This window comes from Planctomycetota bacterium, assembly GCA_016872555.1.
GTDB lineage: Bacteria > Planctomycetota > Planctomycetia > Pirellulales > UBA1268 > F1-20-MAGs016.
Genome location: VGZO01000020.1, coordinates 44,913 through 69,140, shown reverse-complemented (window position 1 = coordinate 69,140; position 24,228 = coordinate 44,913). Strand labels below are relative to the sequence as shown.

The following is a 24,228-nucleotide window of genomic DNA, read 5'->3' as shown; positions in this document are numbered from 1 at the left end:
TGGCGGCGCGCCGTCGGATGCGGCCGCCCGGGGAGCGGTGCGGAGGCCGGGTGGTGGCGAAGGGTCCACGGCGCCGCTTCGCTCCCGACCGCGGCGTGTTCAGCGCCCTCGCGGTCGCCGCCGGGATGCTCGGCTGCGCGTCGGCGACCGCCCAGGGGCCCCCCGCCCCGCCGGTGCAGGTCGCGGGGCTGGCTCCCCAAGGGCTGCCGCTCGCGCCGCCGCGTGCGCCCAAGCCGGTCGACGCGATCCTCGTCGCCAGCTTCAACATCCAGGTCTTCGGCGAGGCGAAGCTCGCCAAGCCGGCGGTCGTCGACGTGCTGGCGCGGGTCGTCCGCCAGTTCGACGTCGTCGCGATCCAGGAGGTCCGCGCGAAGTCCGACGGGATCCTGCCGTCGTTCGTCCAGGCGGTGAACGCCGACGGCAGCCGCTACCAGTTCGTCCTCGGTCCACGGCTCGGGCGGACGGTGAGCAAGGAGCAATACGCGTTCGTCTACGACACCGAACGGATCGAGGTCGATCCGTCGAGCGTCGGCACGGTGGCCAACCCCGGCGACCGTCTCCACCGGGCGCCGCTCCATGCCCGGTTCCGGACGCGCATCATCCCGGTCGGAATGGCGTTCACGTTCTGGCTCGTCGACATCCACACCGATCCCGACGAGGTCCCGCAGGAGATCGACGCGCTGGCCGACGTCTTCCTGGCGATGAAGGCCGCGCGGCCCGACGAGGACGACGTGATCGTGCTCGGCGACCTCAACGCCGCCCCGCAGCAGTTCGGGCGGATCAAGCAGATCCCCGGCGCCGGCTGGGCGATCACCTCCGGCCCGACCAACACCCACCGCACGAAGACCTACGACAACCTCGTCTTCGATACCCGGGCGACCACCGAATACCTCGGCCGCTCCGGCGTGCTCGACCTGCAGCGCGCCTTCGGACTGTCGCTCGAGCAGGCCCTCGAGGTCTCCGACCACTGTCCGGTGTGGGGGGCGTTTTATCCGGCCGAAACCCCGCCCGGGGTCCCGGCCGGCGGGATCGCGACCGCCCCGGGGCCGGCGCCGCGGTAGGCCGCGCGGCAGCGGGGCCGGTGGCCCCGGGCGGTGATCGGTCGCCCACGGCCTCACCGCTCCGGGAACCGGCTCCCGACGAGCCATTCGTAGATCGCGCCGCCGAGCACGCCGCCGACGAGCGGCCCGACGATCGGCACCCACCACCAGCCGCCGTCGGCGGTGAACACGCCTCCGCCCCAGCCGGCGACGGCCGTCCACAGGCGCGGGCCGAGGTCGCGCGCCGGATTGACGGCGTAGCCGCAGTTGAAGCCGAACGCCATCCCGATCGCGATCACGGTCAGACCGACGACCACCGGGCCGAGCCCGGCAGCCGGCGGCGCGTTACGCCGATCGCCGACCGCGAACACCACGCACGCCAGCAGCGCCGTGGCGACGATCTGATCGACGAGCCCACCGACGAGCCCGAGGAACGGCTGCGGCGACGTGGAGAAGATCCCGGCGGTGCCCTGCGGCCCCGCGATCTGGCGGTGCCCACCGTCGAAGTGGGCCAGCGCCCCGGCGTAGGTGGCGTGGACCAGCGCCGCGGCGACGAATGCACCGGCGAGCTGCGCCGCCATGTAGGGCAGGACCTTGCCGGCGGGAAAGCCACGCCAGGCTGCCAGCGCCAGCGTGACGGCGGGATTGAGATGGGCGCCGGTGACACCCCCGGCCACCGCACAGCCGAGGATCACGGCGATGCCCCAGCCGAGGTGGATCGACAGGGCGCTGCCGAGCTCCCCCGCGCTGAGCACCTTCTGCGCGACGAACCCGAGTCCGAACGTGACCAGCACCGCGGTGCCGAGGAACTCGGCCGCCAGTTCACGGATGATCCCGCCGCGCGTGTCGCTCATGCCGGTCACTTTCCGAGGAGCTCGCGGACCTTCGGCTCCACCGCCCCGGCCCAGATCGCATACCCCTCGGGGCTGAGGTGGAGGAGGTCGGGCATGACGCGTTTCTCGAGGACGCCGTCGGCGGTGAGGAAGCACCGCCCCCGTGGTGCCGCGACGACAACAGCCTAGCGGGAATAGCAGCCGCCGGAAACGGCCCCGCCACCGTCAGAGGCCTTCCAGCGTCAAGCGCCGCTCCATCGCGTCGGCCATCGCATCCGCCTCGGCGGCGAGCTCGTCGAGCGTGTGGGCATCGTCGTCGGCCGCCGCCCGCCGGGCGAGGAACAGCAGGTGGTGGGCCTCGTCGCGCCAGATCAGCAGCCAGTCAGGGCGCGACGAGACGCCGCGGTGGACGAGCCGCTCCAGCCGGTCGAACGGATCGGCAGCTTTCATCCGCGGAGCAGCTGCCGGTAGTGGTCGAGGAAATGCATCGCCACCTCGTCGTTGATCCCCTTCCAGGCGTCGTCGAGCAGCGCGCCTGCCAGCAGCCCCCCCGCCGCGCGCGACACGAGCCCGCCGAGCATCTCCCCGAGGCCGGTCATCGGATGGGGCCCGAGAAGCCGCTCGCGATCGACATGGACGAACTCGTTGGCGACCAGCGACAACGCCGGCAGCTTGGGGACGGGATCGCGGCCGTTGACGTAGCGGTGGACCCGGCCGGCGAATTCCCGGTTGAACGCTTCGCGGGCGGCGGCGTTGCCGATCATCGGCGCGCCGAACGTCGAGACCTCCTCGACGGCGATGAACCGCCGCTTGAGCAGCCAGGCGGCGAGCAGCGCCAGCGCCCCGCCGAGGCTGTGGCCGGTGAGCCACACGGGCCGGTCGCGCTTCGTGACCTCCCCCTCGACCGCCGTCACCAGCGGCGGCCAAATCCCGGCGATCGCGTCGACGAACCCCTTGTGAAAACGGGCCCCGACCCCGGCGGCGGCGAGGTCGTGGCCGAGGCGCCCCTCGGGGACGACGAGGAGGTTCATGGCGTCGGTGAGGAGGACGTCCTTGAGGCCGTCGAGGCTGGTCGGCGACTCGGTGCCGCGGAAGGCGACGACGACGTGGTCGTCGTCGTCGCCCAGCCAGGCCTGCGTGTTGTCGACGCTGAACAGCCGGGCGTCGAGGCCGAGGATCTCGGCGAACGCCCGCTTTCCCTCGGCCTCGGGGAGATACGCCAGGGCGCTGGCCTCGCAGAGATAGGCGGCGCTGCCGGCATCGCCGGGCGACGCCGCGCGGAGGACGGGACGCGGAATGCTCATCGCGTGAACCTCAGGGGAAACCCGGGATCAATTGAGGTAGCGGCGCGCGGTTCCCTCGGGCGCGGCGTTCTTCCAGGCGCGGAGCGGTGCGGCAGGGATGCCGTTGCCGGAGACGTCGAGCTGCTCGAGGTGCGGGGGCGGAGCCTGGAGAAAGGCCTCCACGCCCGCGGCCGTGATCTTCGTCCGCGCCAGCCGCAGGCTGACCAGCGCCGGAAAGGCGCGGAGAAGGTCGAGCCCGGCGTCGCCGACCTGCGAGTCGTCGAGCGAGAGCTCACGGAGCCGCGGCAGGTCGCGGAGGATGTCGAGCGTCTCGTCGGTGACGTCGGGATTGGCCAGTTCGAGGATCTCGACGTCGGGACGGCCGCGGAGAAAGGAGTAGTCTTTCCGATCCCAGCCGGTGAGCGTGATCGCCACGCGCCCTTCGACGACGCGCTCGCGCGGCCCGAGGCCGACGACGGCCAGCCAGACGCGCTGCGCCGCGATCGGTGCCGCGCCGATCACCAACCCGGCGCCGCACAGCGCCAGCGGCATGACCAACCGCCGCGCCGGAACCGTGCCGAACAGGACCCGCAGGCCCCGCAGCCCGAGGACGAACAGCCCCCCGCAGATGAGGAACAGCCCGAGAAACACGAGGACGACACCGATCTGCTCGCTCACCCGCGGGCCCTCCGGTTGGCCCTGTGCGATACCTGACGACACCGTCGATCATAAGCGACCGGTCGGATTCCGCCTCGGCTCGGGTCGGGCCGGCCGGGGCTTCCGCTGCCCCCGCCATCGTCCGGCTCGTCGCCGCGGCCACCGTCACCAGGTGCAGCAGACCGCCCCGACGACCGCCGGCTGGCTCACGACCACCACCGTCTCCACCGGCATCGCGACGCGGACGCGCTCCATCGCGACGTGCTCGACGCACACCCGCCGCCCGCAGACACTTGAGCGGCATGACTCCCCACGGCGCCGACGCACTCGGCCGACGTCAGGACTTCGGCCGGCAGACCAGGTCGACCGCCGCCACCCCCGGCTCGCCACGGAGCCGGCGCACCAGTGCCACGCCCGCGGCGGGGTCGGCGAGACGGGCAGCGTAGACGAGTTCGACGACCGTGCCCTTCTTCGCCGTGCCCGCGCGTTCGAGCCGGGCGTTGGGCAGGGCCGCGGTGACGATTTTGAACAGCCCGGCCGGATCGCGGTCGGGATCGACGCGCACGACGACCCGGCACGGCACCGGGCCGGCATCGCGGCCCCGGGCGCGGGCCGCGAACCCGAGCGCGACGACGGCAGCAATCGGCAGGCCGACCAACGGCACGACGAGGAACCCCGCTCCCACCGCCAGCCCGACGGCGACGGCGAGGATCACGAACGCCGTGTCGCGCGGATCGTCGACCACGCTGCGGAACCGGACGATCGCCAGCGCACCGACGAGGCTGAACGCGCGGGCGACGTTGCTTCCGATCGCCAACGTGATCATCGCGATCACGACGGCGAGGAGGAGCAGCGTCTGGGTCAGGTCGGCACGGCCGACGGCGGGCCGGGAGCGGGTGACGCGGTAGATGGTCCCGACGACGGCGCCGAGGAGAAGCGCCGCGACGAGGCGGATGACGACGTCGGAGAGTTGCAGTTCGGCGTCGCCCGGAAAGGCGTCGAGCAGCCAGTCGTTCATCGGGTGGAGCTCCCGGCGGGGTCGGCGGACGCGGAGCCACCGTTCGGATCGCGGTATTCAAGCAGAAAGGTGCGGCGCCGTTCGACGAGCTCGCGGAGCGTGGCGGAACGATCCGCCTCCGGTGGCACCGGGCCGGGCGCCGTGACCGCGAGAAACGCCTCCGTCGATGACAGCTTGCGCGTGTCGGCACGGACCGCATCTTCGATCAGCGCCCGCCAGCGTGCCACGAGCGGGCCGACGACCTCCCAGTCGAGTCGGTCACGGGCGATCGTCCGGACGTGGTCGAGATAGCGCTCCCGGAGCGTCGGGATCCCGAGCAACCCGGCGCGGAGCGGCTTTCCCGGGTCGTCGATCGCCACGAGCGGATCGAGCGCGACGCCGCCATCCCCGGGCCCGCGCGGGCCGCCGGGTCCTCCCGCAAAGCCCCCCGGCGGTCCCCCCATCCGCGCCAGGCCGAACGCCTCGTTCATGTCGTGCGGCACGAGGTGAAACACCCCTGCGGCGTCCTCGAACAGCGTGTAATCGCTCGCCCGGGTCCAGTAGCCGTCGCTGTTGAGCAGCGCCGTGTCGAGGGCGAGGAACCAGAGCACGCCGTCGATGTCGAGCCGCGGCCGGAGGGCTTCCTCGAGGCGCTGCAGCGGCGTGTCGTGGATGATCCTGCAGAGGTCGATCAGGTCGCGCCACGCGGCGTCCGTGTCTTTTGACTTGATCTCGAACACCCGTCGGTAGGCCTTGGGATCGTCGCCGAAATACTCGAGGCCGCCGCGCCCGCCGGGGCTCCCACGGACCTTCCAACGGTGCCCCTTGGAGCTGCCGAAGCGCTCGCGGAAGAAGGTCTTGTCGGCCTGCTGGACGTTGACGTACACGCCCCAGCATTCGCCGTTGATCACGAAGCGGACGAAGTTGGCCCGCGGCGTGGGGAGATACTCGCCGGCGATGTGCGAGTAGAGCACCGTGCTCATCAGGCTCGGGTCACTGTTGGCATTGAGTAGGTTGAGGGTCCGGTAGCCGAGCAGATCGGCCTCGGGATCGGTGTGGTCGATCGACACGTTCAGCGAGCGTTTCCAACCCGCGGGGACCGAGAAGTAGGACGAGGCACCCCGGAAATGGACGCCGACCCCCTCGATCACTCGCCCATCGACGGACAGCCGCGCCGGCACGTCGACGTCGGTCCCGTAGAAATCGGCCAGCTCCTCTTCCCAGTCGTCGGTCGCGAAGTCGAGGAACAGCGTGCGGAGGACGCCGGTGTCGTAGAGGTCGGCATCGCCTCCTCCGGCGACGTCGGCCGGCGCGACACGGGGTCCCGGCTGCGGAGTGCCGCGGGGGCCGCCGAACCCGCGGGGCCCGCCACCGCCCCGGCGCCGCGCGCGGGCCGCTTCGCGCGCCGCCGTGCGTTCCTCTCCGTCGAGCCGGCCGTTGCCGTCGGCATCGAGCTCGTCCACCAGCGCGATGTCGCCGCCCCCCGGCCCCCCGAAGCCGCCGAAACCACCGCCAGGCCCGCCGAAACCAGGTCCGAAGCTCCCTCCGGGCCCGGAGGAGGGCACGAGCCCGTCGCGACCGCTCGGTGGTTGGCCGGGAGTCATTCGCACAAGCGCCAGCGCGACGACCAGTGCCGCTGCCACCCGCGCGGGGATGAGTCGACGGGAAGACATCGAAAACGCTCCGAACGTGTAGTCTGGTCGATCGGGCCGAGCCGAACGTCCCGCAGCCGCGGTGGCCTCCGCCGCATTGAACGGCCATCCCGCCGCTCGGGTTGCCAAGCTGTCCGCCGGGAGTGTGCCATGCTTCGCCCCTCTCCGTCTCTCGCCCGCTGGTGGGGCGCGGTCGCGATCGGCTTTGCCGGGATCGCCGTCGCCCAGCCCCCCGCTCCCGAGGAGACGCTCGAGGCGATCATGGCGTTCGACGCCGACGGCGACGGCCGCCTGACCGCACTCGAGCTGCCGGCGCGGTTCCAGCGGATCCGCAACCGGGCCGACCCCGACCGGCGCGGCTTCGCCACGCGCGACGGGCTGCTCGCGGCCCTCCGCGCGCGGGACGAGGAAGGCCGTAGCCGGGACGGGGGCGGCGGGTTCCGCGGTCCCGATCCGGGGATGCTCGTCGAGATGCTCCTGCGCTTCGACGCCGACGGCGACGGCCGGCTGTCGCGCGACGAACTGGCGGCGGCAGCCGCGGTTCTCGTCGGGCCCGGCGGACCTCCGTCTGCGGCCCCTGTCGCTCCGCCCCCCGGAGAACGTCGTGCGCCGCAGTGAACGGCGGGCGCGGCACCGCGGGGACGCCGCGGCTCCGGTGCGCCCGTCGCCGTCGCTACGATCGTCACGAGCCTCGTGGACGATCCCGATTCCGTGGCCGGCACGGTCTTCGCAACCGCGCGCGGCCCCGGCCGCCGGCTACCCTTCAGGGGGTGGCGGGCGCCATCCCAGGAGGCGTTTCATGCTCCGCCGTTTGGGCATCTTCCCGAGGGAGCCGCGGCCCGGCGCGCGCAGGAGCGCTGGATCGCGTCCAACCCCCTGCCCACGGCCCGCCAGGATCTCGTCGAGCATCCCGACGACGATTCCGCCTACGCCGCCGCGCACGCCCGGTTCCACCCCGCGTTCGCGCGGGCCGTCCGGATCTTCCGCTTCGAAGACATCATGCTCATCGATGCCGAGACACTCGACATCGTCTACAGCTACCAGAAGACGCCCGAGTTCGGGACCAATCTCGAGACCGGCCCCTCCGCCGGCACCCTCCTCGCCGCGAAGGTCCGGAGCCTGCGCGGCGACCGCGACCGCGACGATTTCCGGATCGTCGACTTCGAGCGCTACCGTCCCCGCCTCGGGAAGGCGATGGGGTTCGCCATCAGCCCGATCTTCGACAACGCGCAGATGATCGGGATCCTCGCGATCCAGTTTCCGATCGACTCGATCAACAAGGTCCTGACCAACAACTTCGACTGGCAATCGCAGGGCCTGGGGGCCAGCGGCGAATGCTATCTGGTCGGTCCCGACCACACGCTCCGCAGCCGGTCGCGCTTCATGCACGAGGACCCGGAGGGGTTCGTGGCCGAGGCCGACGCCCCGATCCGCCGCTTCGGCCGGACCGTGGTCGGCGTCGCCAGCGGGCTGGCGCTCGGCTCGACGCTGCTGGCGCTGCTCTTCTCCCACCTCCTCACCCGGCCGCTGGTGCGCCTCGCCGACGCGGCCCGTCGGCTCGGCGCCGGGCAGACCGACGTCGCCGTGCCGGTCGCGACCGACGACGAATTCGGCCAGCTCGGCCGCGTGTTCAACGACATGGCGATCGACATCCGTCGGCGCAAGGAGCAGCTCGAGCAGCAGGTGATCCGGAACGAGGAATTGCTCCTCTCGATCCTCCCCGCCTCGGCCGTCGAGCAGCGGCGCGACGGCGACGAGCGGGCGAGCCGCGAGTTCGCCGACGTCACGGTGCTCTGTGCCGACCTCGCCGGGGTCGACGCCCTGGCCGCCCGCGACGGCGACGCCCGGGCGCTGGCGGCCGTCGGCGACCTGGTGGCGGCGATCGACGAGGCGGCCGAGGCGGCCGGCGTCGAGAAGGTCCGCGCCATCGGCGGCTCGTACCTCGCCGTCTGCGGGCTGTCGGTGGCCCGGCCCGACCACACCCGGCGGATGATCGATTTCGGCCGCTCGATCGAGCGCCTCGTCGCCGCGTTCCAACGCGAGCATCGCGTCGACGTCCGGGCCGCGATCGGCATCAACTGCGGCCCGGTCGTCGGCGGGGTCGTCGGCCGGCGGAAGTTCCTCTACGACCTGTGGGGCGACACCGTCGCCGTCGCGCGCCGGCTCGCCGCCGACGGCACCGCGATCCGGGTGACCGGCCGCGTCCGTGAGCGGACCGGCGACCTGTTCACGTTCCACGGTCCCGAGTCGGTCACGCTCGAAGGACGGGCGCCGATCGAGACCTGGAGCCTCGACCGAGCGGAGGGGCGATGAACTGGCTGTCCGAACCCGAGATCGCCCGCCAGGTGCCCGGCTTCTGGCCGGCGATCGGGCTGGCGATCGGGTTTCCCCTGGTGATGGTCGTGCTCGGCGAGGCGATCGCGGCCTGCGAGCGCCGCGGCATCGCGTTGGCCCGGTCGCTGCGCACCGTGCGCTCGCTGCTGGTCCCGGCGGCGGCGCTGCTGGCGTTCGTGGCGGTGGTCCTCGGGCTTCCCGCCGACGGGCTCGTCGTCCGCCTCGCCGAGACCTGGTTCTGGATCGCCGCGCTGTTCACGCTCACGAGGCTCCTCAACGACCTGTTCTTCGGCCGCGCCACGGTGGGTTCGTGGCAGGAGCGCGTACCGACGCTGTTCCGTGACCTCGTCCGCTTCGGCCTCGTCGCCATCGGCGGCCTGGTGATCTACTCCAAGGTCTGGGGCCAGGACGTCGGGGGCGCGCTGACGGCCCTCGGCGTCGGCTCGGTTGTCATCGGCCTGGCCCTCCAGGAACCGCTCGGGAACCTCGTCTCGGGGTTGATGCTCCTCTTCGAGCGCCCGCTCGCCGTCGGCGACTGGGTCACGGCCGGCGGCGTCACCGGGAAGGTGATCGGGATCAACTGGCGCAGCATCCACATCGAGACGCCGACGCGCGAGCTGCACGTCGTCCCCAACGTCTCCCTCTACAAGAGCGAGTTCAGCAACCTTTCGCGTCCGACCCCGGTGCGCACCGAGGTGGTGGAGCTCGGGCTCAGCTACGACGATCCCCCCGACCGCGTCAAGCGGATCGTCCTCGACATGCTCGCCGACACGCCGGGGGTGCTCGCCGACCCCCCGCCGTTGGTGCGGACGGTCAACTACGCCGACTTCTCGGTGATCTACCGGGTGATCTTCTCGGTCGCCGCCCAGGACGACGTCCCTGCGATCCGCGACCTGGTGATGACGCGGATCTGGTACACCGTCCGCCGCACCGGTCTCACGATCCCGTTCCCGATCCAGATGGAGTACGCGCCGGGCGAGAGCCCGGGCAAGCCGGCGCCGAACGCCGCCGACCTCGTCGCCGAGCAGCCCCGCTACCGCGCCGCGGTCGCCACGGCGGCATCGCGCCCGGCGGAGGTGCTCGAGTACGCCGCCGGCGAGACGGTCCATTCGTCGCGGCGCCGGTTCAGCGGATTCGGTCTGGTGGTCGGCGGCCACGCGGATCTGTGGACGCGCGACGCGTCCGGGCAGCGGGTGCGGATCGGGGCCCTCGGCCCGGGTGACTGCCTCGGCGACCAGCTCGCGGTCGGCTCGGCCCGCGACGACATCGAAGTCGTCGCCGACGCGGAGCTGCGCGTCGTGTCGCTCGATCCGGCCGCCGTCGGCGACCTCCTCGACCGTTCGCCCGCCCTGGCAGCCGAGATCGGCGACGCCCTCGAGACGCGGCGCCAGGCGGCGCGGACGGCGCGGACCGCCCGCGCCCAGCCCACGCCGGCTTCCTGAGCGCTCGTCGCCGGCTCAGGCCTCCGTCGCGAGGGGTGTCGTCGGCACGTCGCCCCAGGCCCCCTTCTCGCGCCGGTCGGCACGGATCGACAGCCCGATCCCGCCGGCGATGATCCCCGCCACGACGGCGAGGAGGCCGAGGTTGAAGTGATCGCCGAGCAGGTGGCGGAGCTGCTCGGCGGCGAGCATCTTCGTGCCGACCACGACGAGCACCAGCGCCAACGCCGGCTTGAGGTAGCGAAACGAGCGGACGATCCCCGCCAACGCGAAGAACAACGACCGCAGGCCGAGCATCGCGAACACGTTGCTGGTGAACACCAGGAACGGGTCGGCGGTGATCGCGAAGATCGCCGGGATCGAGTCGACGGCGAACACGAGATCCGCCCCCTCGACGAGGAGCAGCGCCAGTGCCAGCGGGGTCAGCGCCCAGCCGCCGACCCCCGCGGCGGACGAGCGCCGCACGAGGAATCGGTCGCTCCCGGCATCGTCGGCGACGGGGAACAGCCGGCGGAGGAGGTGGAGGAGCAGCCCCGGCGCCGGGGATTCGTCGGCGTGCCGGGCGACGAGCATCCGCAGGCCGGTGACGATGAGGATCGCGGCGAACACCCAGAAGATCCAGTGGAACCGGGCGATCAACGCGGCGCTGACGACGATCATCCCCCCGCGCGTCACCAGCGCTCCGAGCACGCCCCAGAACAGCACCCGGTGCTGGTGGACCGCGTCAATCGCCAGCGACGAGAAGATCATCGCGATCACGAAGATGTTGTCGATGCTCAGCGACTTCTCGACGACGTACCCGGTGAGGTACTTCTCCACCGCGGTGATCCCGGTGTTGACCGTCCCGTCGACGGCGTCGACCGCGGTCCCGAGGCCGGCCCAGTGCCGTTCGTAGGCGACGTACACCACGCCGGAAAACGCCAGACCGAGGGCGATCCACACCGCCGACCAGCCCAGCGCCTCCCGGACGGAGACGACGTGCGGCCGGCGGTGGAAGACGCCGAGGTCGAGGGCGAGGAGCACGACGAAAAGGGCGACGAACGCCAACCAGGCGGTGATCACGGGACGGGGTCTCCGGAAGGGTGAGGGGACGACGACCGTCAGGCTGGCAACTGCGTGTCGGCCGCGCGCCGCCGACCGCTGCGCCGGCGGCTTGTGACGATCGATCGACCGCGCCACCGCGTGGCCGATCGTGGTCGTGGCCCTGTCGACGGCGACTCCCCAGTCGGAATCGACCGCACCGCCCGCGGTGATCCCGCATCCCCGGACCCGGACGATGATCCGGCATGCCTTGTCGACCGGTCGCGGGCGGGCGATTCACTTCGTCGTCATTCGTAGCCCGCCGGCATTCATCGTCAAAACAGAAAAGTTTCGTTCATTCCATAGGTTTTTTCGATTCCTTGTTCGGCTCCCGAAAAGCGTGTTCCGTCCGCGCGGCGCCGGCACCCTGACGCGAGTCGACTTGGATCCGCGCGGAGCGCCTGAGTACCGTTCCGACGCCGGCAGCGCCCGCTGCGATCCCCGCCCCCCGCAAGGACATCGTCGGCGACGGCTGACGCGCTGCCGCAAGCCGTTCGGCGCGGGCTGACATCCTCGGCCGATCGGCCGATTTCCCCCGGCCCTCGGGAGCGATGCGATGCCGCTCGGCAGGTTCCTCGCCGCCGCCCTCCGCCATCCCGCCATCGTCGGCGCCATCGCCCCGTCGTCGTGCTCCCTCGCCGCGGAGCTCGTCCGCCGTGCCGACGCGCGCCCCGGTCAGCTCGTCGTCGAGGTCGGCAGCGGCACCGGACCGATGACGCGTGCCCTGGCCGCCGCCGATCCGGCCTTTCCCCGGTTCGCCGTCGAGGCGCTGCCGGAGATGGCGGCGGCGACGCGCCGCGCGGTACCCGGTGTCGAGGTGGTCGAGGGGAGCGCCTCCGACCTGCCGCGGTTCCTCGCCGAGCGCGGCCTCGGACCGATCGATCGGATCGTCAGCGGCCTGCCGTTCGCCGCCTGGCCCGACGGCCTGCAGCGCGAAGTGCTCGACGGGATCCTCGCGGCACTCGGGCCGGAGGGGAGGATGGTGACGTTTACCTACGCCGCGAGCCCTCTGCTCCCGGCCGGCCGCCGGTTCCGCCGGCTCCTCGAGCGCTCGTTCACCCGAGTGACCAGGGGGGGGACCGTGTGGGCCAACCTGCCCCCGGCCTTCGTCTACGTCTGCGACGGCCCGCAGCGGGGTCAGTAGCCGGCCGCAGCGGCCGGGGCGTCGGCAAGCACGACGGGGGGCCGCCCGAGACGGAGATTGAGCTCGTCGAGGATCTCGCGCGACCGGCTCGTGCCGATCCGCGTGCAGCCGAGGTCGCGCATCCGCAGCAGGCCGTCGAGGTCCCGGACGCCCCCGGCGGCCTTCACCTGGACCTGCTCCGCTGCATGCTTCCGCATCAACGCGACGTCCTCGGGCGTCGCGCCGCCGGTGCCGAAACCGGTCGACGTCTTCACCCAGTCGCACCCCAGCTCACTGCAGATCCCGCACAGCCGGATCTTGGCCGCGTCGTCGAGCCAGCAGTTCTCGAAGATCACCTTGACCTTCCGCCCGGCGGCGTGGACGGCCTCGGTGACGGCGCGGATGTCGGCGCGGACGTATTCCCAGTGGCCGCTGCGGACCCGCGAGACGTTGACCACCATGTCGAGCTCCGCGCCGCCGTCGGCGAGCGCCTGGAGCGTCTCGGCGACCTTCGCGCCGGTCGAGTGGCCGCCGTGCGGGAACCCGATCGCCGTGCTCGGGGCGACCGACGAGCCGGCCAGCAGCTCGGCACAGCGCGCCAGGGCATGGGGCATGATGCAGACGCTCGCCACGTCGTACGCCACGGCGAGGCGGCACCCCGCCTCGAGCTCGTCCCACGTGAGCGAGGGGACGAGCAGCGCGTGGTCGATCAGCTTCGCCGTCGCGGTGTAGCCTGCGGTCACGGAAAAGGCTCCTGGGGAACGCCGGCCGGCCTCAGCCGAACAGCGCCGTCACCGCGCGGCCGGGACGGACGAACTGCGGGCGGCCGGCGAGATCGGGGAGGACCTGCCCCTCGGGCACGCCGAGGGCATGGTACAGCGTGGCCACCAGATCGCGGGGCACGACCGGGTCGGCTGCCGGGAAGGCGGCATGGCGGTCGCTGGCACCGTGGACGTGGCCCCGCCGGAAAGGCCCGCCGGCGAGCACGGTCGTGAAGCAGCCCGGCCAGTGGTCGCGTCCATCGGCCCCGGCGCCGGCGTCGCTGTTGACCTGGCCGACGCGCGGCGTGCGGCCGAACTCGCCCGTCCAGACGACGACCGTGTCGTCGAGCATGCCGCGTTCCTCGAGGTCGTCGAGGAGGGCGGAAAACGCCATGTCGGCCGGCGGCATGAGGCGCTCGCGGTGGTCGATGAAGTTTCGCGCGTGGGTGTCCCAGTAGACGCTCACGTTCTTGATGCCGTCGTTGGGCCAGAACACGGTCACCAGCGGCACGCCCCGCTCCGCCAGCCGCCGCGCCAGCAGCACCGACTGGCCGTGGGGGTTGCGCCCGTAGCGCTCGCGGACCGCGGCCGGCTCGCGCTCGAGATCGAACGCCCCGCGCCCGGCGGCGCTGCCGGCGAGCATCTCGAAGGCCCGGCGGCGGAAGTCGTCCTGCAGCGCCAGCGCGTCACCCTTGGCGGCGATCTGCCGGTCGAGCCGGGCGAGGAGTCCCATCCGGTCGTCGAGCCGGTCGATCGACAGCTCCGGCGACAGCTCCATGTCGGGGACGCGGAACCCGGGCAGGGACGGATCGTCGTCGATCGTGAGGGGATCGTGGGCGCCCCCCAGCCAGCCGGCGAACTGCCCCTGGCTCTCCTCGACGAAGCGCGGCACGTCCCCCGGCAGCTCGGGGCGCATCTGGACCACCGGCGGCAGTTCCCCGCGACCGCGGCCGAGGGCGGCCAGGGCCGAGCCGATGTTCGGCCACTGGGCGCGGCGGTCGCCGCTGGCCACTGGCGGCTCACCGGTGAGGAGGAAGCTCGTCGCCCGGGTGTGGTCGGCGTTGTCGTGGGTCATCGAGCGCACGATGCACAGCCGGTCGGTGCGCCGCGCCAGCCGCGGAAAGTGCTCGCTGACGTGGATCCCGGGCACGGCGCTGGAGATCGGCCGGAACTCACCGCGGACCTCGCGCGGGGCGTCGGGCTTGAGGTCCCAGGTTTCGAGCTGCGACGGCCCGCCCCACATGAACAGGAAGATGCAGCGTTTCGCGCGCCCGAACGTGCTCCCGGACGCTCCGCCGGCAGCGGGCTCGGCGGCACGGGCGGCGAGCAGGTCCGGCAGCGTGACCCCGAGCATGCCGAGGCCGCCGAGGCGCAACAGCTCACGGCGGCCACGGGCCGCACGACGGAATTGGCGACAGGCCGAATCTCGCATGCGGTCGCTCCGACGGGTCCATCGCCCCGCCCCGAGTGTAGGTCCCACCGGGAGCCACGGAAACGTCGCGGTCCTCACCCGCCCCGACCGGCGTCACGCAGATGGCGCAGGCAGCCGGCGACGATGAGGAACTGGCCGAGGCAATAGGTCGACATCACCGCGACGCGGGCCGCCGGCAGCGGGGCGACGAACCGGTTCGCGGCGAGCAGGGCGTCGGAGACGATGAACAGCTCGGCGCCGAGGAACACCGTCGCGAAGCTCGCCGCCGACGTGCCGCGCAGCCGCAACGCTGCCGCCACCCCCATCGCAGAAATCGCCGTGGCATACAGGGCGACCGGCACGGTCAGCGATGGCGGCGTGCGGGAGACGACGGTCGTCCCGACCAACCCCCCACACGCGATCACCCCCGCCGCGAGCGTCCAGGCTGTCAGCGGCTGTCGCGTGGGCCCACCGCGGACGTGCGTGAGGAACGCCGCCGCGTAGGCCACGTGGGCAACCAGAAAACCGGCCAGACCGATCGCGAAGGCGCCGTCACCATCACCGAGCAGAGCCACGTCGCCGAGCCACGAGAACGCCAACGCGGCCGAAACGAGTACGGCAAACCTGCCCGCTCCGGCCCCGGAACCGAGCCGGAACGAGGCCAGCAGCAACGGCATCAGGAGGCACTTGCACGCGGAGCGGATCGGCGCCGGGCCGACGAGCGTGCCGGCCGTGGCGGCGGCGTAGAGAAGCGCGAAGAACGGCGGGGGAAGCATGCGGTACCGGCTCACCCACGAGGCACGGTCACCGGTCCGGGGCCGTGGCCTCCGCGGGCTCCCCGAGGCGCAGCCCCTCCTCGGCCATCAGCGGCAGGAGGCGTGTGCGCAGCGGCTCGAGCTCGCGCGACAAGAACCCGCGGACGTCCCCACGGCGCCGGACGGCGTACTGCTCGGCGACGACCTGGCCATCGGGCATCCGCCAGTATTTGAAGATGTTGAACTCCGCTAGCGAACCGTCCGCCGGGATGATCACGAAATCGACGATCACCGCGCCCGCCTCGGCATTCTCCACCAGCGCGCAGGGCGCCTGCGGGAAGGCTTTCTTGACCTGCTTCACCAAGCCCCCGGCGAGCGCCTTGGGGTCGAACGACTTGTCGTAGACGCGGACCGATGCCAGACGCGACCAGGTCTCGAGCGTCTCACCGGCGGGGATGAACTCCATCACCTGCTCGCCGGCATTCTCTCCGCGGGCGGCGAGCACCAGCGTCTGGCCGTCGAACGAGACGACGTCGTCCGGGGCGGCAGCGGGGGGAGCCGCTCGGACGACCATGGGGAGCAGCGACACCACCAGTGCGAACGTGACGGCGGCGACCTTCATGACTGGCCTCGCGGCGGAGGAATGGCTCGTCGGAGCGCGGAGCCTAGTCCGCCCGGCCGCGCCGGCACAAGGCCGCGGCGCCCCTGGGCAGGCCCGCGTCCGAAGGCAGCGGGCGGACGGGCGGGTCATCGGCGCGTCGCGGATCCGAAGATGCCGTGACATCGACCGATGACCCGCCGCGCGGAAAACCCGACGTTGGCCGGCTGGCGTACCTGCTCACAGCCGCCGACCGACCATCCGGGGCTTCGTCACGGCGGCCGCGCGGGACGCCGAACACCCGACACCGGACCGTCTCATTTTCCCGACCGGGACGTCTCCACGTCCCGACCCCCTTCGCGCCGGACGCCCGCGGTGCGAGCCGTGGATCCTTCTGACCGTCCCGAAAACCGCGGGAGGGTTCGCCGGCGGAGAACGAAATACCCTCGCGACGGGAGGGAGTCCATCGCCGGGTCCGCAAAAGACGCCAGTGGCAGCGGGGACGGCCCGGTCAGGCTGCCAGAAACACCAGCGCCGCCGCGGCGACCATCGCCAACAGCGCGACGACCAGCCCCTGCCGCCAGTCGGCGGGGGCGATCGACAGGCCCCCACCCGTGGGCCGAATCCTCATGACCTGCTGCATCGAGCGATCCTCCGTGCCTTCCATGGCATCCTCCCGCCGTCGGCCCGGGTTCCGAATCACCGCGGCGCCTCGACCGCCCCCCGTGGACAACGGTGCGGCAACGGGTACGCACCCGGCGGGCGATTGTTCGCCCGCCGCTCCTGCGACGAGGCCAGCGGTGGCTGTGCCCGGGGCAAATCATGCCGTGGCGGAACTGCCACGATTGGCCGGACGCGGACGCCCCGGCCGTGGGAGTCTGCTGCTACACTGCCGCGCCGAACGGTCCGTGGACGAAGCCATCCATGGCCTTCGTCCACGGAAGCGACCACGGCCCGTCCAGGCCCGAACGGCCTGCGGCACCGCCGCCATCGCGTTGGAGCGTGGGACATGCCCGCCGGGACCACCGACCCGCGTCCGCTCCGCCGCCAAGCGGTCCGGCAGGTGATCGAGGTGGTGGCGATCGCCGGCCTGGCGCTCGTGCTCCATTCGATCCGCGGTTCCGGCGCCGTCTCCGCCGAGGCCGCCTGCTGGGCCGTCACCGTCTTCGCCGCGGTGAAGACCGGCTACTTTCTCCTGGAGAACCTCCAGCACATCCTCCTCGCCACGGCCCACGAGATCGCCTACCACCGTTTCCTGGCGCTGATGGGGGTCAACATGGCGCAGATCACGCTGTCGTTCGCCCTCGACTTCTGGCTGCTGGAGTCGGCCGTGCCGCGGAGCTTCTCCGGGTTCGACCCAACGACGATGACGGCCGCCGGGACGTTCTTCGACTGCTGCTTCTACAGCGTCCTCAACTTCTCCTTCTTCGGATTCGGCGAGATCCTCCCGCAGACGGTGCCCGCGAAGCTGGTCACGCTGCTGGAGGTGATCCTCGCCTTCTTCACGGTGATCTTCCTGCTCTCCGATTTCATCAGCCTGAAGGATTCACTCCGCGGCGGCAGGCCGCGGTGAGCAGCGCCGCCCGCTGCCGGCCGGCGGCGCGTCGGCGCCGACCACCCCGGGAAACCCCGGGCGTTTCCCGGGACGCTTGCCGGCGACGCGGCCGGCGGGCACGTTGGGGCCACCGCGGCTTTGCCGTCCTCCTCTGGTTCCTCCCCGGCGCGTGAACATCGGCCACCTCACCGCCGCCGCGGCCTTCCTCATGTGGGGCCTGCTGCCGATCTACTGGAAGCAGCTCGAGACGGTGCCGAGCCTGCAACTGGTCGCACACCGCGTCGTCTGGTCGGGGCTGACGCTGCTGCCGGTGGTCTGGTTGTCCGGAGCGTGGAGCAGTATCCGGGTCCACGCCGCGCAGCCCGCGATCCTCCTCCGGCAGACGGCCGCCGCGGTGCTCGTCGCCGCCAACTGGCTGGGATTCGTCTGGGCGGTGACCCATGGGCGGATGATCGAAAGCAGCCTCGGGTATTTCCTCACGCCCTTGGCGACCGTCCTCCTCGGCGTGCTCCTCCTCGGTGAGCGGCTCCGCCCCGTGCAGTGGGTCGCCGTCACGCTGGCGGCGGTCGGCGTCGCCTGGATCGCCGCGGGCTACCAGCACTTCCCCTGGATCGCGCTGTTCCTCGCCGGTTCGTTCAGCTCGTACTCGCTGGTCAAGAAGACCACGCCCCTGGGCGCGGTGCCGTCGCTGGCGCTGGAGACGCTCCTCCTCCTCGCCCCGGCGATCGGCTACCTGGCGGTCGAGCACGCCGCGGGGCGCGGTCGATTCGGCACGCTCGGCCCGCGTGCCGACCTGCTGATGGCGGCCTCGGGACTGGCCACGGCGGCGCCGCTGCTGTGCTTCGCGACCGCGGCCCGGCGGATCCCGTTGTCGACGCTCGGGCTGCTGCAATACCTCGGGCCGACGATCCAATTCCTGCTCGGCTCCTGGATTTACCACGAGCCGTTCGACCGGACGCGGCTCGTCGGCTTCGTGATCGTGTGGTGTGCGCTGGCGTTGTTCGTCGCCGACAGCCTGCGGCGCCGGTTCGCGTCTTCCGCCGCCAGCCAGCCCCCCGGCCCCGACGGCGGCTGACGTCCACGGCCGCGGACGCCATGCTGTCGAGGGTGACACGACGAGCGGGAGATCAGGCGCTGCGCCGCCCCATCGGGCTCGCCGCGTTTCCCGCCGACGGGGCGGAGGTGCGCGGTGTGCTCCACGGCACGCTCCACTGACTATCCATGGACAAAGCCATCCATGGCCTTTGTCCACTCCGGCGACCGCGAGAAACGCCGAGGGTTTCCCGGGTCGCCCTCGGCCGCATCCCGCGGCCGATCACTTTTTCCACGGTCTGCTGACGGCGCCGACGCGCTCAGCGGGGGGCGGCACGGAACCGGACCGGCTCCCCCGCGCCGTCGGCGGGCGCCAGCGTGATCGAGCCGTCGAGCGCCCCGACGGCGATCGTCCGGCCGTCGGGCGACACCGCCAGCGCCGTCACCGGACTGCCCCCGGTGCCGACCGTGGCCCGCGCCTTGCCGTCGGTGAGGCCGTGGATCCGCACCGTGCCGGAGCGGTCGCCGGCGGCGATCCGGTCGGGGCCGACCGCCGCCAGCGCCTCGACCGCGGTGTCGAATCCGCCGATCCGGCGCGTCTCCTTCCCACTGTCGGCCTCCCAGATACGGACCGCACCGTCGGCACCGGCGGTGGCCACGAGCGCTCCCCCCGGCAGCCAGCAGACGGCCCGCACGGGCTGCTGATGGCCGGCGAACGTCGTCAGCAGCCGCCCGGCGAGCGGGTCGATGACCTTCGCGGTCTTGTCGCGGCTGACGCTCGCGAGGCGCCGGCCGTCGGGTGAAAACGCGAGCCCCGTCACCCAGTCGGAGTGGTCGGCATGCTCCCCGATGGCCCGCAGCGGATCGGTGGCGAACAGGCGCACCGCCGGATCGGCACCGGCGACGGCCAGCCGCATCCCGTCGGCCGTGAACGCCACCGCGGCGAACGCCTCGTCGGCGGCGCCGAGATCGGCGACGGCAACACCGCTGTCGGCATCGAACAGCCGGGCGTCGCCGAGGATCCCGGGCGTCCCGGCGGCGACCGCCAGCCGCCGGCCGTCGGGATGGAACGCCAGCCCGCCGACACGTTCGGCGACGTCGCCGATCCGGCGCAGCAGCTCGCTGCCGGGCACGCTCCAGATGAGCACCTCGTGGTATCCGGAACTGGCCAGCCGCGTGCCGTCGGGATGGAAGGCCAGCGCCGACACCGCCAGCGCCGCGCCGTAGGCGGCGGGGGCGTCGGGGTGACGCCGGCGCGGCATGATCCGGACCAGCGCCGCCGACGGCGCGATCCCCGCGTCGAGCCGGGCCCCGAGCCCCACCCAGCGGCGGAGGAGGTCGATCTCGGCGGCCGACAGCGGCGTGCCGTCTTTGGGCATCGAGCCGTCGGCGACGGCGCGGACCAGCGGTGAATCGACGTCGCCGGGCACGACCGCGGCCCCGCCCCCCGCGTCGGCCAGGAGCGCCGCATGCGAGGTCATGACGTGGCCGCCGCCCGGCTCGCGGGCCGTGTGGCAGGCGACGCAGCGCGACCGCAGCAGCGGGGCCACGTCGGCCGCGAACGACACCCACAACCCTCCCGCGCGGAGGACGTGCTCGATCTCGGCGCCGCGCTCCGCCGCCCGCGCGCGGAGGGCATCGACCGCTGCCTGGGCCTCGCGCTCGCGCTCGGCGAGCGCCGCCCCCTCGGCCGCCAACTCGCGCAGCATCTCCTGCCGCCGGCTCTCGAGGGCGCTGGCCTCGCGGCGCACCGCGGCGACGCCCGTCTCGGCCTCCGCGGCCTCGCGCTCGAGGCTGCCGCGCTCGCCGTCGAGCCGGCCGACCGTCGGCGGCAGCGGCTCGGCGGCCCGCGCCGTCCCGGTGCCGAGGATCAGCGCGGCGACCAGGCCGATCGTGCAGGACCGTCGTCCGCAGCCGGTCACGCGATCACCTCGGTCACCGGCCGGCCGGCGATCGCCAGCGGCCGTCCGGCGAGATCGTGGACCTCGGCCCCGGGATCGATGCCCATCAGCATGTAGAGCGTGGCCGCGAGGTCCTCGGGACGCACCGGATGGCGGGCCGGATACATGCCGTGCGCGTCGCTCGCACCGTGCACGTAGCCGCGCTTCACGCCGCCGCCGGCGAGCAGCGCGGTGTAGCACTGCGGCCAGTGGTCGCGGCTCGCCTGGTCGTTGATCTTCGGCGTCCGCCCGAACTCCCCCATCCACAGCACGAGCGTGTCGTCGAGCATGCCGCGCCCCTCGAGGTCGTCGAGGAGCGCCGACAGCGTGCGGTCGGTGATCGGATGCTGGTACTTGTCGACGATCTTGTACATCCGCGAGTCGTTGAAGCCGTGGGTGTCCCACCCGCCGTCGTCGACGCGCTTCCCGCCGATGCTCTTGGCGAACGTCACCGTGACGAACGTCACCCCGGCCTCGACGAGGCGCCGGGCCAGCAGGCAGCCCTGTCCGTAGGTCGTGCGCCCGTAGCGGTCGCGCAGCTCCGCCGGCTCGCTCTCGAGGTCGAAGGCGGCGCGGACGCGCGGGCTGGTGAGCATCGTGATCGCCTTGTCGTACGCGGCGTCGAATCCCGCCGCCGTCGCCGAGCGCTCGAGTAATCCCGCCTCGCGGTCGATGATCCGCTGCAGCTCCCGGCGCCGTTCCATCCGCCCGACCGCCAGCCCCGCGGGCAGCGACAGCTGCGGCAGGCGGAAGCCCTCGGCAGCCGGGTCGTCGGCGAAGAAGAACGGATCGTGGCGCTTGCCGAGGAAGCTGCCGTGCTGCCCCGGGGTGACCGAGCCGTCGGCGAGGACGTGGGGATAGGAGACGAACGTGGGCATCTCGTCGCGGCGCGGGAGGAGGGCGTCGACGACCGAGCCGTAGGCGGGCCAGAGGTCGAGGGAGTCGCGGAGGCGCTGGTCGTCGCTCGGCGGGGCGTGGCCGGTGAGGGCATAGTAGCCGGCCGAATTGTGGTTCTTCATCGTGTGGGTCATGCTGCGGACGAGCGTGACCCGGTCCATCCGCTTGGCCATCTCGGGAAAGTGCTCGCACACCGGCAGCCCGGGGACGACGCTCGAAATCGGCTCGAGCGGCCCGCGGATCTCGCGCGGTGCGTCGGGCTTCATGTCGAAGGTGTCGAGATGGCTCGGCCCGCCCCACTGGAAGAGGAAGATCACGCGCTTCGCCCGGACCGGGAGCGTGGGCGCGGCGCCGAGGATGCCGGGGAGCGTCACGCCGAGGAGGCCCGCGCCGCCCGCCGTGAGCAACTGCCGACGTCCGATGGCGGCACGGCGGAGCGGCGGAGCGGCGAAACGTCGAGGGGCGGGGTGCATGACGGGCTTTCCGGCGCGGCGGTCAGTTGCGGAACAGCAATTCCTTGGCGTTGAGCAGCGCCCAGGCGAGATCCTCGGCGGCGCTCCTGGCGTCGGCGGTGGCGAACGTCGCGACCGCGGCCTCCCGTTCCGCGGCCGACGGCGGCCGTGACAGTGCCGTCCAGAACAGCTCGTCGACGATCTCCCCCGGTGCGCGGTCGGCGGCGACGAGACGGGCGATCCGGTTGTCGCCATCGGCGAGGCGGCCGTGGAGCCCGCCGCCGCCGACGAGGTCGAGGGCCTGGGCGAGCGTCGGCTCGTTGCTCCGCTCGCAGTCGCAGGCGAGGAGCCGCTCGGGGCGGCCAAAGAGCCGCAGGAACCGGTCGCCGTCGGCCAATTGCCGGCGCACGCGCTCCACGCCGGCCACGGCGCCGGCCCGGGTTCCCGCCGGATAGCCCTCGAACGCCGCCGCCGCGCCGAGGACCTGCGCCTGCGCGTCGAGGATCCGTTCCGCCCAGCGGCGGCGGACGATCGCCGCGGCGAACAGCGCCTCGTCGGCGGCGAGGCCGTCGGCCGCGGCGCCCGGCGCCGCCAGACCGTAGACGCGCGACGTGCACAGCAGCCGCACCAGGGCGCGGACGTCGTGGCCGGAGGCGATGAACGTGTCGGTGAGCCGCTCGAGCAGCGCGGGATGGCTGGCGGGATTGGTGTCGCGGAGATCGTCGACCGGTTCGACGAGCCCGCGCCCCATGACGTGGAACCAAATCCGGTTGACCTGGGCACGGGCAAACCGGCGCCGGCCCGGATCGGTGAGCCAGCGCGCCAGCGACTCGAGCCGGTCGCCATCGACGGAGGGCGTCTCGCCGAGCCAGCGCGGCACCGCCGCGGCGCCGGTGCGGGGGTTCTTCACCTCCTCCGGATCCTTGACGAGCACCTTTTGCTCGCCGATGAACTCGTGCGAATCGAGCTTGTCCGGCCGGTCGTTGGCCACCACCTCGTAGTCGATCCCGGTCAGCGCCGCCGACCAGTCATGGTATTCGTCCTGGAGCCAGCGGTCGAACGGATGGTTGTGGCACTTGGCACACTGGAGGCGGACGCCGAGGAACACCTGCGCCACGGTCTCGCCGCGGAGCTGCGCGTCGCGGTGGGCGCGCCAGAAATTGGCCGGTGGCACGTCGTAGGTGCTCCCCCGCGCCGCGACGATCTCGCGGACGAAGCGGTCGAGGGGGACGTTGTCGGCGAACGCGCGGCGGATCCAGCCGTGAAACGCCTCGACCCCGCGCGGATCGAGTGTCTTCTCCTCGACGCGGAGCAGGTCGGCCCAAATGCCCGCCTGGACGTCGGCCCACTCGGGGCGCGCCAGGAGCGCGTCGACGAGGCGCGCCCGTTTGTCGGGCCCCGGGTCGGCGGCGAATTCCCGGGCCTCGTCGGGCGTGGGAAGGACGCCGAGCAGGTCGAGGAAGATCCGCCGCACGAAGACGAGATCGTCGGCCGCCGGCGCCGGGCCGACGCCGAGCTGGCGGAGGCGCGCGAAGATCTCCTCGTCGACGAGGTTCGCCGGCTCGGGCCCGGTCCACCGGGCCGCGTCGCGCGGCGGCACGAGGGCCACCCGCGCCACGGTCTGCGCCGCGAGGTAGCGCACCGCGACGGTGACGACACCGTGGCGTGGCAGCGTCACGATCCCGTCGGCCGAGGCCGTCACCAGCGGATCGGACGGCTCGTAGACCGCCATCCGGCTGACGTCGGCCGTGCGGCCATCGGCGAACCGCGCGACCACCTGCAGCGGCACGCTCCCCTGCTCCCCTTCGACGACGGCGTCGGCCGGTGAGACCACGAGGCCGGTGACCGCCGCACTGCCGGGATCGGCCGCCGCCCCCTGGGCGATCCACGCGTCGAGGGCCGCATACTCCGGATCGTCGGCGCCGAACCGTCGGCCGCCTCCATGGGGCACCGCCGCGGTCGCCTTGAGGAGCAGCAGGCTCCGCCGCGGCTCGAGCCGGTTGATGCGCCGCCCGGCACCATCCTCGACCAGCGCCCGCCAATCGGCCGCCGCGTCCTGACCGCGGAGCGAGAGGAACAGCCCCCCTTTGCCGTTGAGGTTGCCGTGGCAGGTGCCGGCGTTGCAGCCCCCCTTGGCGAGGACCGCCATCACGTCGGTGCCGAACGCCACCGGCGGCGCGGCCGGGTCGGCGCAGGCGACCGCGGCCGGCGCGGCGAGGCCGACGAGGGCGACGAGAACGGACGCTGCGCGGCTTGTCCCCACTCCCACCTCCTCCGAACTGATCGACCAGTCTACCGATCGTCCTCCACAGCGGCGGCGCCAGCACCGGCAGGACACCACCCGGCCGGGGCACAAGGCTCGTCGCCCCACGGCAGGCCGACCGACCTG

The 24,228-nt window shown here is 72.7% G+C and carries 21 protein-coding genes; 7 read left to right on the top strand and 14 right to left on the bottom strand.

Features of this window, described 5'->3' with window-relative positions:
• Positions 1 to 17: 17 nt before the first annotated feature.
• Positions 18 to 1,061 carry an endonuclease/exonuclease/phosphatase gene (locus FJ309_08870; protein ID MBM3954710.1) on the top strand — a complete coding sequence of 348 codons (1,044 nt, stop codon included), beginning with the start codon at positions 18 to 20 and terminating at the stop codon, positions 1,059 to 1,061.
• A 53-nt stretch (positions 1,062 to 1,114) separates the two neighbouring features.
• On the opposite strand, the gene FJ309_08865 is transcribed toward FJ309_08870, so the two are convergent.
• The 6 genes from FJ309_08865 to FJ309_08840 form a co-directional block, all read right to left on the bottom strand.
• Positions 1,115 to 1,894 (bottom strand): MIP family channel protein, encoded by a 780-nt coding sequence (locus tag FJ309_08865; protein MBM3954709.1) that lies wholly within the window; start codon positions 1,892 to 1,894, stop codon positions 1,115 to 1,117.
• A 204-nt stretch (positions 1,895 to 2,098) separates the two neighbouring features.
• Positions 2,099 to 2,323, bottom strand: a complete 225-nt coding sequence (locus tag FJ309_08860) for a hypothetical protein (protein MBM3954708.1) — start codon at positions 2,321 to 2,323, stop codon at positions 2,099 to 2,101.
• Positions 2,320 to 3,177 carry a lipase family protein gene (locus FJ309_08855; protein ID MBM3954707.1) on the bottom strand — a complete coding sequence of 286 codons (858 nt, stop codon included), beginning with the start codon at positions 3,175 to 3,177 and terminating at the stop codon, positions 2,320 to 2,322. The genes FJ309_08860 and FJ309_08855 overlap by 4 nt, the downstream gene beginning before the upstream one ends.
• A 27-nt stretch (positions 3,178 to 3,204) precedes the next feature.
• Positions 3,205 to 3,834, bottom strand: coding sequence for a hypothetical protein (locus tag FJ309_08850; GenBank protein ID MBM3954706.1), 630 nt, complete (start codon positions 3,832 to 3,834; stop codon positions 3,205 to 3,207).
• Positions 3,835 to 4,150: 316 nt separating this feature from the next.
• Positions 4,151 to 4,831, bottom strand: coding sequence for a DUF4956 domain-containing protein (locus FJ309_08845; protein MBM3954705.1), 681 nt, complete (start codon positions 4,829 to 4,831; stop codon positions 4,151 to 4,153).
• Positions 4,828 to 6,483, bottom strand: coding sequence for a spore coat protein CotH (locus tag FJ309_08840; GenBank protein ID MBM3954704.1), 1,656 nt, complete (start codon positions 6,481 to 6,483; stop codon positions 4,828 to 4,830). The genes FJ309_08845 and FJ309_08840 overlap by 4 nt, the downstream gene beginning before the upstream one ends.
• Before the next feature lie 240 nt (positions 6,484 to 6,723).
• On the opposite strand from FJ309_08840, the gene FJ309_08835 reads away from it, so the two are divergent.
• The 3 genes from FJ309_08835 to FJ309_08825 all read left to right on the top strand — a co-directional run bounded on the left by FJ309_08835 (position 6,724) and on the right by FJ309_08825 (position 10,238).
• Positions 6,724 to 7,080, top strand: a complete 357-nt coding sequence (locus FJ309_08835) for an EF-hand domain-containing protein (protein ID MBM3954703.1) — start codon at positions 6,724 to 6,726, stop codon at positions 7,078 to 7,080.
• A gap of 93 nt (positions 7,081 to 7,173) precedes the next feature.
• The gene (locus FJ309_08830; protein ID MBM3954702.1) at positions 7,174 to 8,775 is read left to right on the top strand and encodes an adenylate/guanylate cyclase domain-containing protein; all 1,602 of its coding nucleotides are present in this window, start codon (positions 7,174 to 7,176) and stop codon (positions 8,773 to 8,775) included.
• On the top strand, positions 8,772 to 10,238 hold the full coding sequence (locus FJ309_08825; GenBank protein MBM3954701.1) for a mechanosensitive ion channel: 1,467 nt from the start codon (positions 8,772 to 8,774) through the stop codon (positions 10,236 to 10,238). The genes FJ309_08830 and FJ309_08825 overlap by 4 nt, the downstream gene beginning before the upstream one ends.
• A gap of 15 nt (positions 10,239 to 10,253) precedes the next feature.
• Here FJ309_08825 and FJ309_08820 read toward each other — a convergent pair whose 3' ends face one another.
• Positions 10,254 to 11,297, bottom strand: coding sequence for a TerC/Alx family metal homeostasis membrane protein (locus tag FJ309_08820; GenBank protein MBM3954700.1), 1,044 nt, complete (start codon positions 11,295 to 11,297; stop codon positions 10,254 to 10,256).
• A gap of 574 nt (positions 11,298 to 11,871) precedes the next feature.
• Between FJ309_08820 and FJ309_08815 the strand changes: the two genes are divergently transcribed.
• Complete coding sequence (locus FJ309_08815) at positions 11,872 to 12,459, top strand: methyltransferase domain-containing protein (GenBank protein MBM3954699.1); 588 nt, start codon at positions 11,872 to 11,874, stop codon at positions 12,457 to 12,459.
• Here the strand turns inward: FJ309_08815 and deoC are convergent.
• The 4 genes from deoC to FJ309_08795 all read right to left on the bottom strand — a co-directional run bounded on the left by deoC (position 12,453) and on the right by FJ309_08795 (position 15,987).
• Positions 12,453 to 13,181, bottom strand: a complete 729-nt coding sequence (deoC, locus tag FJ309_08810) for a deoxyribose-phosphate aldolase (GenBank protein ID MBM3954698.1) — start codon at positions 13,179 to 13,181, stop codon at positions 12,453 to 12,455. The two genes, FJ309_08815 and deoC, sit on opposite strands and share 7 nt — an antisense overlap.
• Before the next feature lie 31 nt (positions 13,182 to 13,212).
• On the bottom strand, positions 13,213 to 14,631 hold the full coding sequence (locus FJ309_08805; protein ID MBM3954697.1) for a DUF1501 domain-containing protein: 1,419 nt from the start codon (positions 14,629 to 14,631) through the stop codon (positions 13,213 to 13,215).
• Between the two features lie 74 nt (positions 14,632 to 14,705).
• A complete protein-coding gene (locus tag FJ309_08800) occupies positions 14,706 to 15,386 on the bottom strand; it encodes a lysoplasmalogenase (GenBank protein ID MBM3954696.1) in 681 nt (226 codons plus the stop codon).
• Positions 15,387 to 15,414: 28 nt separating this feature from the next.
• Positions 15,415 to 15,987, bottom strand: a complete 573-nt coding sequence (locus FJ309_08795) for a hypothetical protein (GenBank protein MBM3954695.1) — start codon at positions 15,985 to 15,987, stop codon at positions 15,415 to 15,417.
• A gap of 985 nt (positions 15,988 to 16,972) precedes the next feature.
• Between FJ309_08795 and FJ309_08790 the strand changes: the two genes are divergently transcribed.
• Together FJ309_08790 and rarD are read left to right on the top strand one after the other, a co-directional pair.
• Positions 16,973 to 17,536, top strand: a complete 564-nt coding sequence (locus tag FJ309_08790) for a two pore domain potassium channel family protein (GenBank protein ID MBM3954694.1) — start codon at positions 16,973 to 16,975, stop codon at positions 17,534 to 17,536.
• A gap of 190 nt (positions 17,537 to 17,726) precedes the next feature.
• On the top strand, positions 17,727 to 18,593 hold the full coding sequence (rarD, locus tag FJ309_08785) for an EamA family transporter RarD (GenBank protein ID MBM3954693.1): 867 nt from the start codon (positions 17,727 to 17,729) through the stop codon (positions 18,591 to 18,593).
• A gap of 277 nt (positions 18,594 to 18,870) precedes the next feature.
• On the opposite strand, the gene FJ309_08780 is transcribed toward rarD, so the two are convergent.
• The 3 genes from FJ309_08780 to FJ309_08770 are packed head-to-tail and all read right to left on the bottom strand — an operon-like array spanning position 18,871 to position 24,102.
• Positions 18,871 to 20,472 (bottom strand): hypothetical protein, encoded by a 1,602-nt coding sequence (locus FJ309_08780; GenBank protein ID MBM3954692.1) that lies wholly within the window; start codon positions 20,470 to 20,472, stop codon positions 18,871 to 18,873.
• Complete coding sequence (locus FJ309_08775) at positions 20,469 to 21,860, bottom strand: DUF1501 domain-containing protein (GenBank protein MBM3954691.1); 1,392 nt, start codon at positions 21,858 to 21,860, stop codon at positions 20,469 to 20,471. The genes FJ309_08780 and FJ309_08775 overlap by 4 nt, the downstream gene beginning before the upstream one ends.
• Before the next feature lie 22 nt (positions 21,861 to 21,882).
• Positions 21,883 to 24,102 carry a DUF1549 domain-containing protein gene (locus FJ309_08770; GenBank protein MBM3954690.1) on the bottom strand — a complete coding sequence of 740 codons (2,220 nt, stop codon included), beginning with the start codon at positions 24,100 to 24,102 and terminating at the stop codon, positions 21,883 to 21,885.
• Between the last annotated feature and the right edge of the window lie 126 nt (positions 24,103 to 24,228).

Coding starts and splice junctions, on each gene's coding strand:
- FJ309_08815 (MBM3954699.1), top strand. CDS start 11,872: ATGCCGCTCGGCAGGTTCCTCGCCGCCGCCCTCCGCCATCCCGCCATC.
- FJ309_08860 (MBM3954708.1), bottom strand. CDS start 2,323: ATGAAAGCTGCCGATCCGTTCGACCGGCTGGAGCGGCTCGTCCACCGC.
- FJ309_08775 (MBM3954691.1), bottom strand. CDS start 21,860: ATGCACCCCGCCCCTCGACGTTTCGCCGCTCCGCCGCTCCGCCGTGCC.
- FJ309_08845 (MBM3954705.1), bottom strand. CDS start 4,831: ATGAACGACTGGCTGCTCGACGCCTTTCCGGGCGACGCCGAACTGCAA.
- FJ309_08795 (MBM3954695.1), bottom strand. CDS start 15,987: ATGAAGGTCGCCGCCGTCACGTTCGCACTGGTGGTGTCGCTGCTCCCC.
- FJ309_08855 (MBM3954707.1), bottom strand. CDS start 3,177: ATGAGCATTCCGCGTCCCGTCCTCCGCGCGGCGTCGCCCGGCGATGCC.
- rarD (MBM3954693.1), top strand. CDS start 17,727: ATGTGGGGCCTGCTGCCGATCTACTGGAAGCAGCTCGAGACGGTGCCG.
- FJ309_08805 (MBM3954697.1), bottom strand. CDS start 14,631: ATGCGAGATTCGGCCTGTCGCCAATTCCGTCGTGCGGCCCGTGGCCGC.
- FJ309_08790 (MBM3954694.1), top strand. CDS start 16,973: ATGCCCGCCGGGACCACCGACCCGCGTCCGCTCCGCCGCCAAGCGGTC.
- FJ309_08865 (MBM3954709.1), bottom strand. CDS start 1,894: ATGAGCGACACGCGCGGCGGGATCATCCGTGAACTGGCGGCCGAGTTC.
- FJ309_08835 (MBM3954703.1), top strand. CDS start 6,724: ATGGCGTTCGACGCCGACGGCGACGGCCGCCTGACCGCACTCGAGCTG.
- FJ309_08840 (MBM3954704.1), bottom strand. CDS start 6,483: ATGTCTTCCCGTCGACTCATCCCCGCGCGGGTGGCAGCGGCACTGGTC.
- FJ309_08825 (MBM3954701.1), top strand. CDS start 8,772: ATGAACTGGCTGTCCGAACCCGAGATCGCCCGCCAGGTGCCCGGCTTC.
- FJ309_08870 (MBM3954710.1), top strand. CDS start 18: ATGCGGCCGCCCGGGGAGCGGTGCGGAGGCCGGGTGGTGGCGAAGGGT.
- FJ309_08800 (MBM3954696.1), bottom strand. CDS start 15,386: ATGCTTCCCCCGCCGTTCTTCGCGCTTCTCTACGCCGCCGCCACGGCC.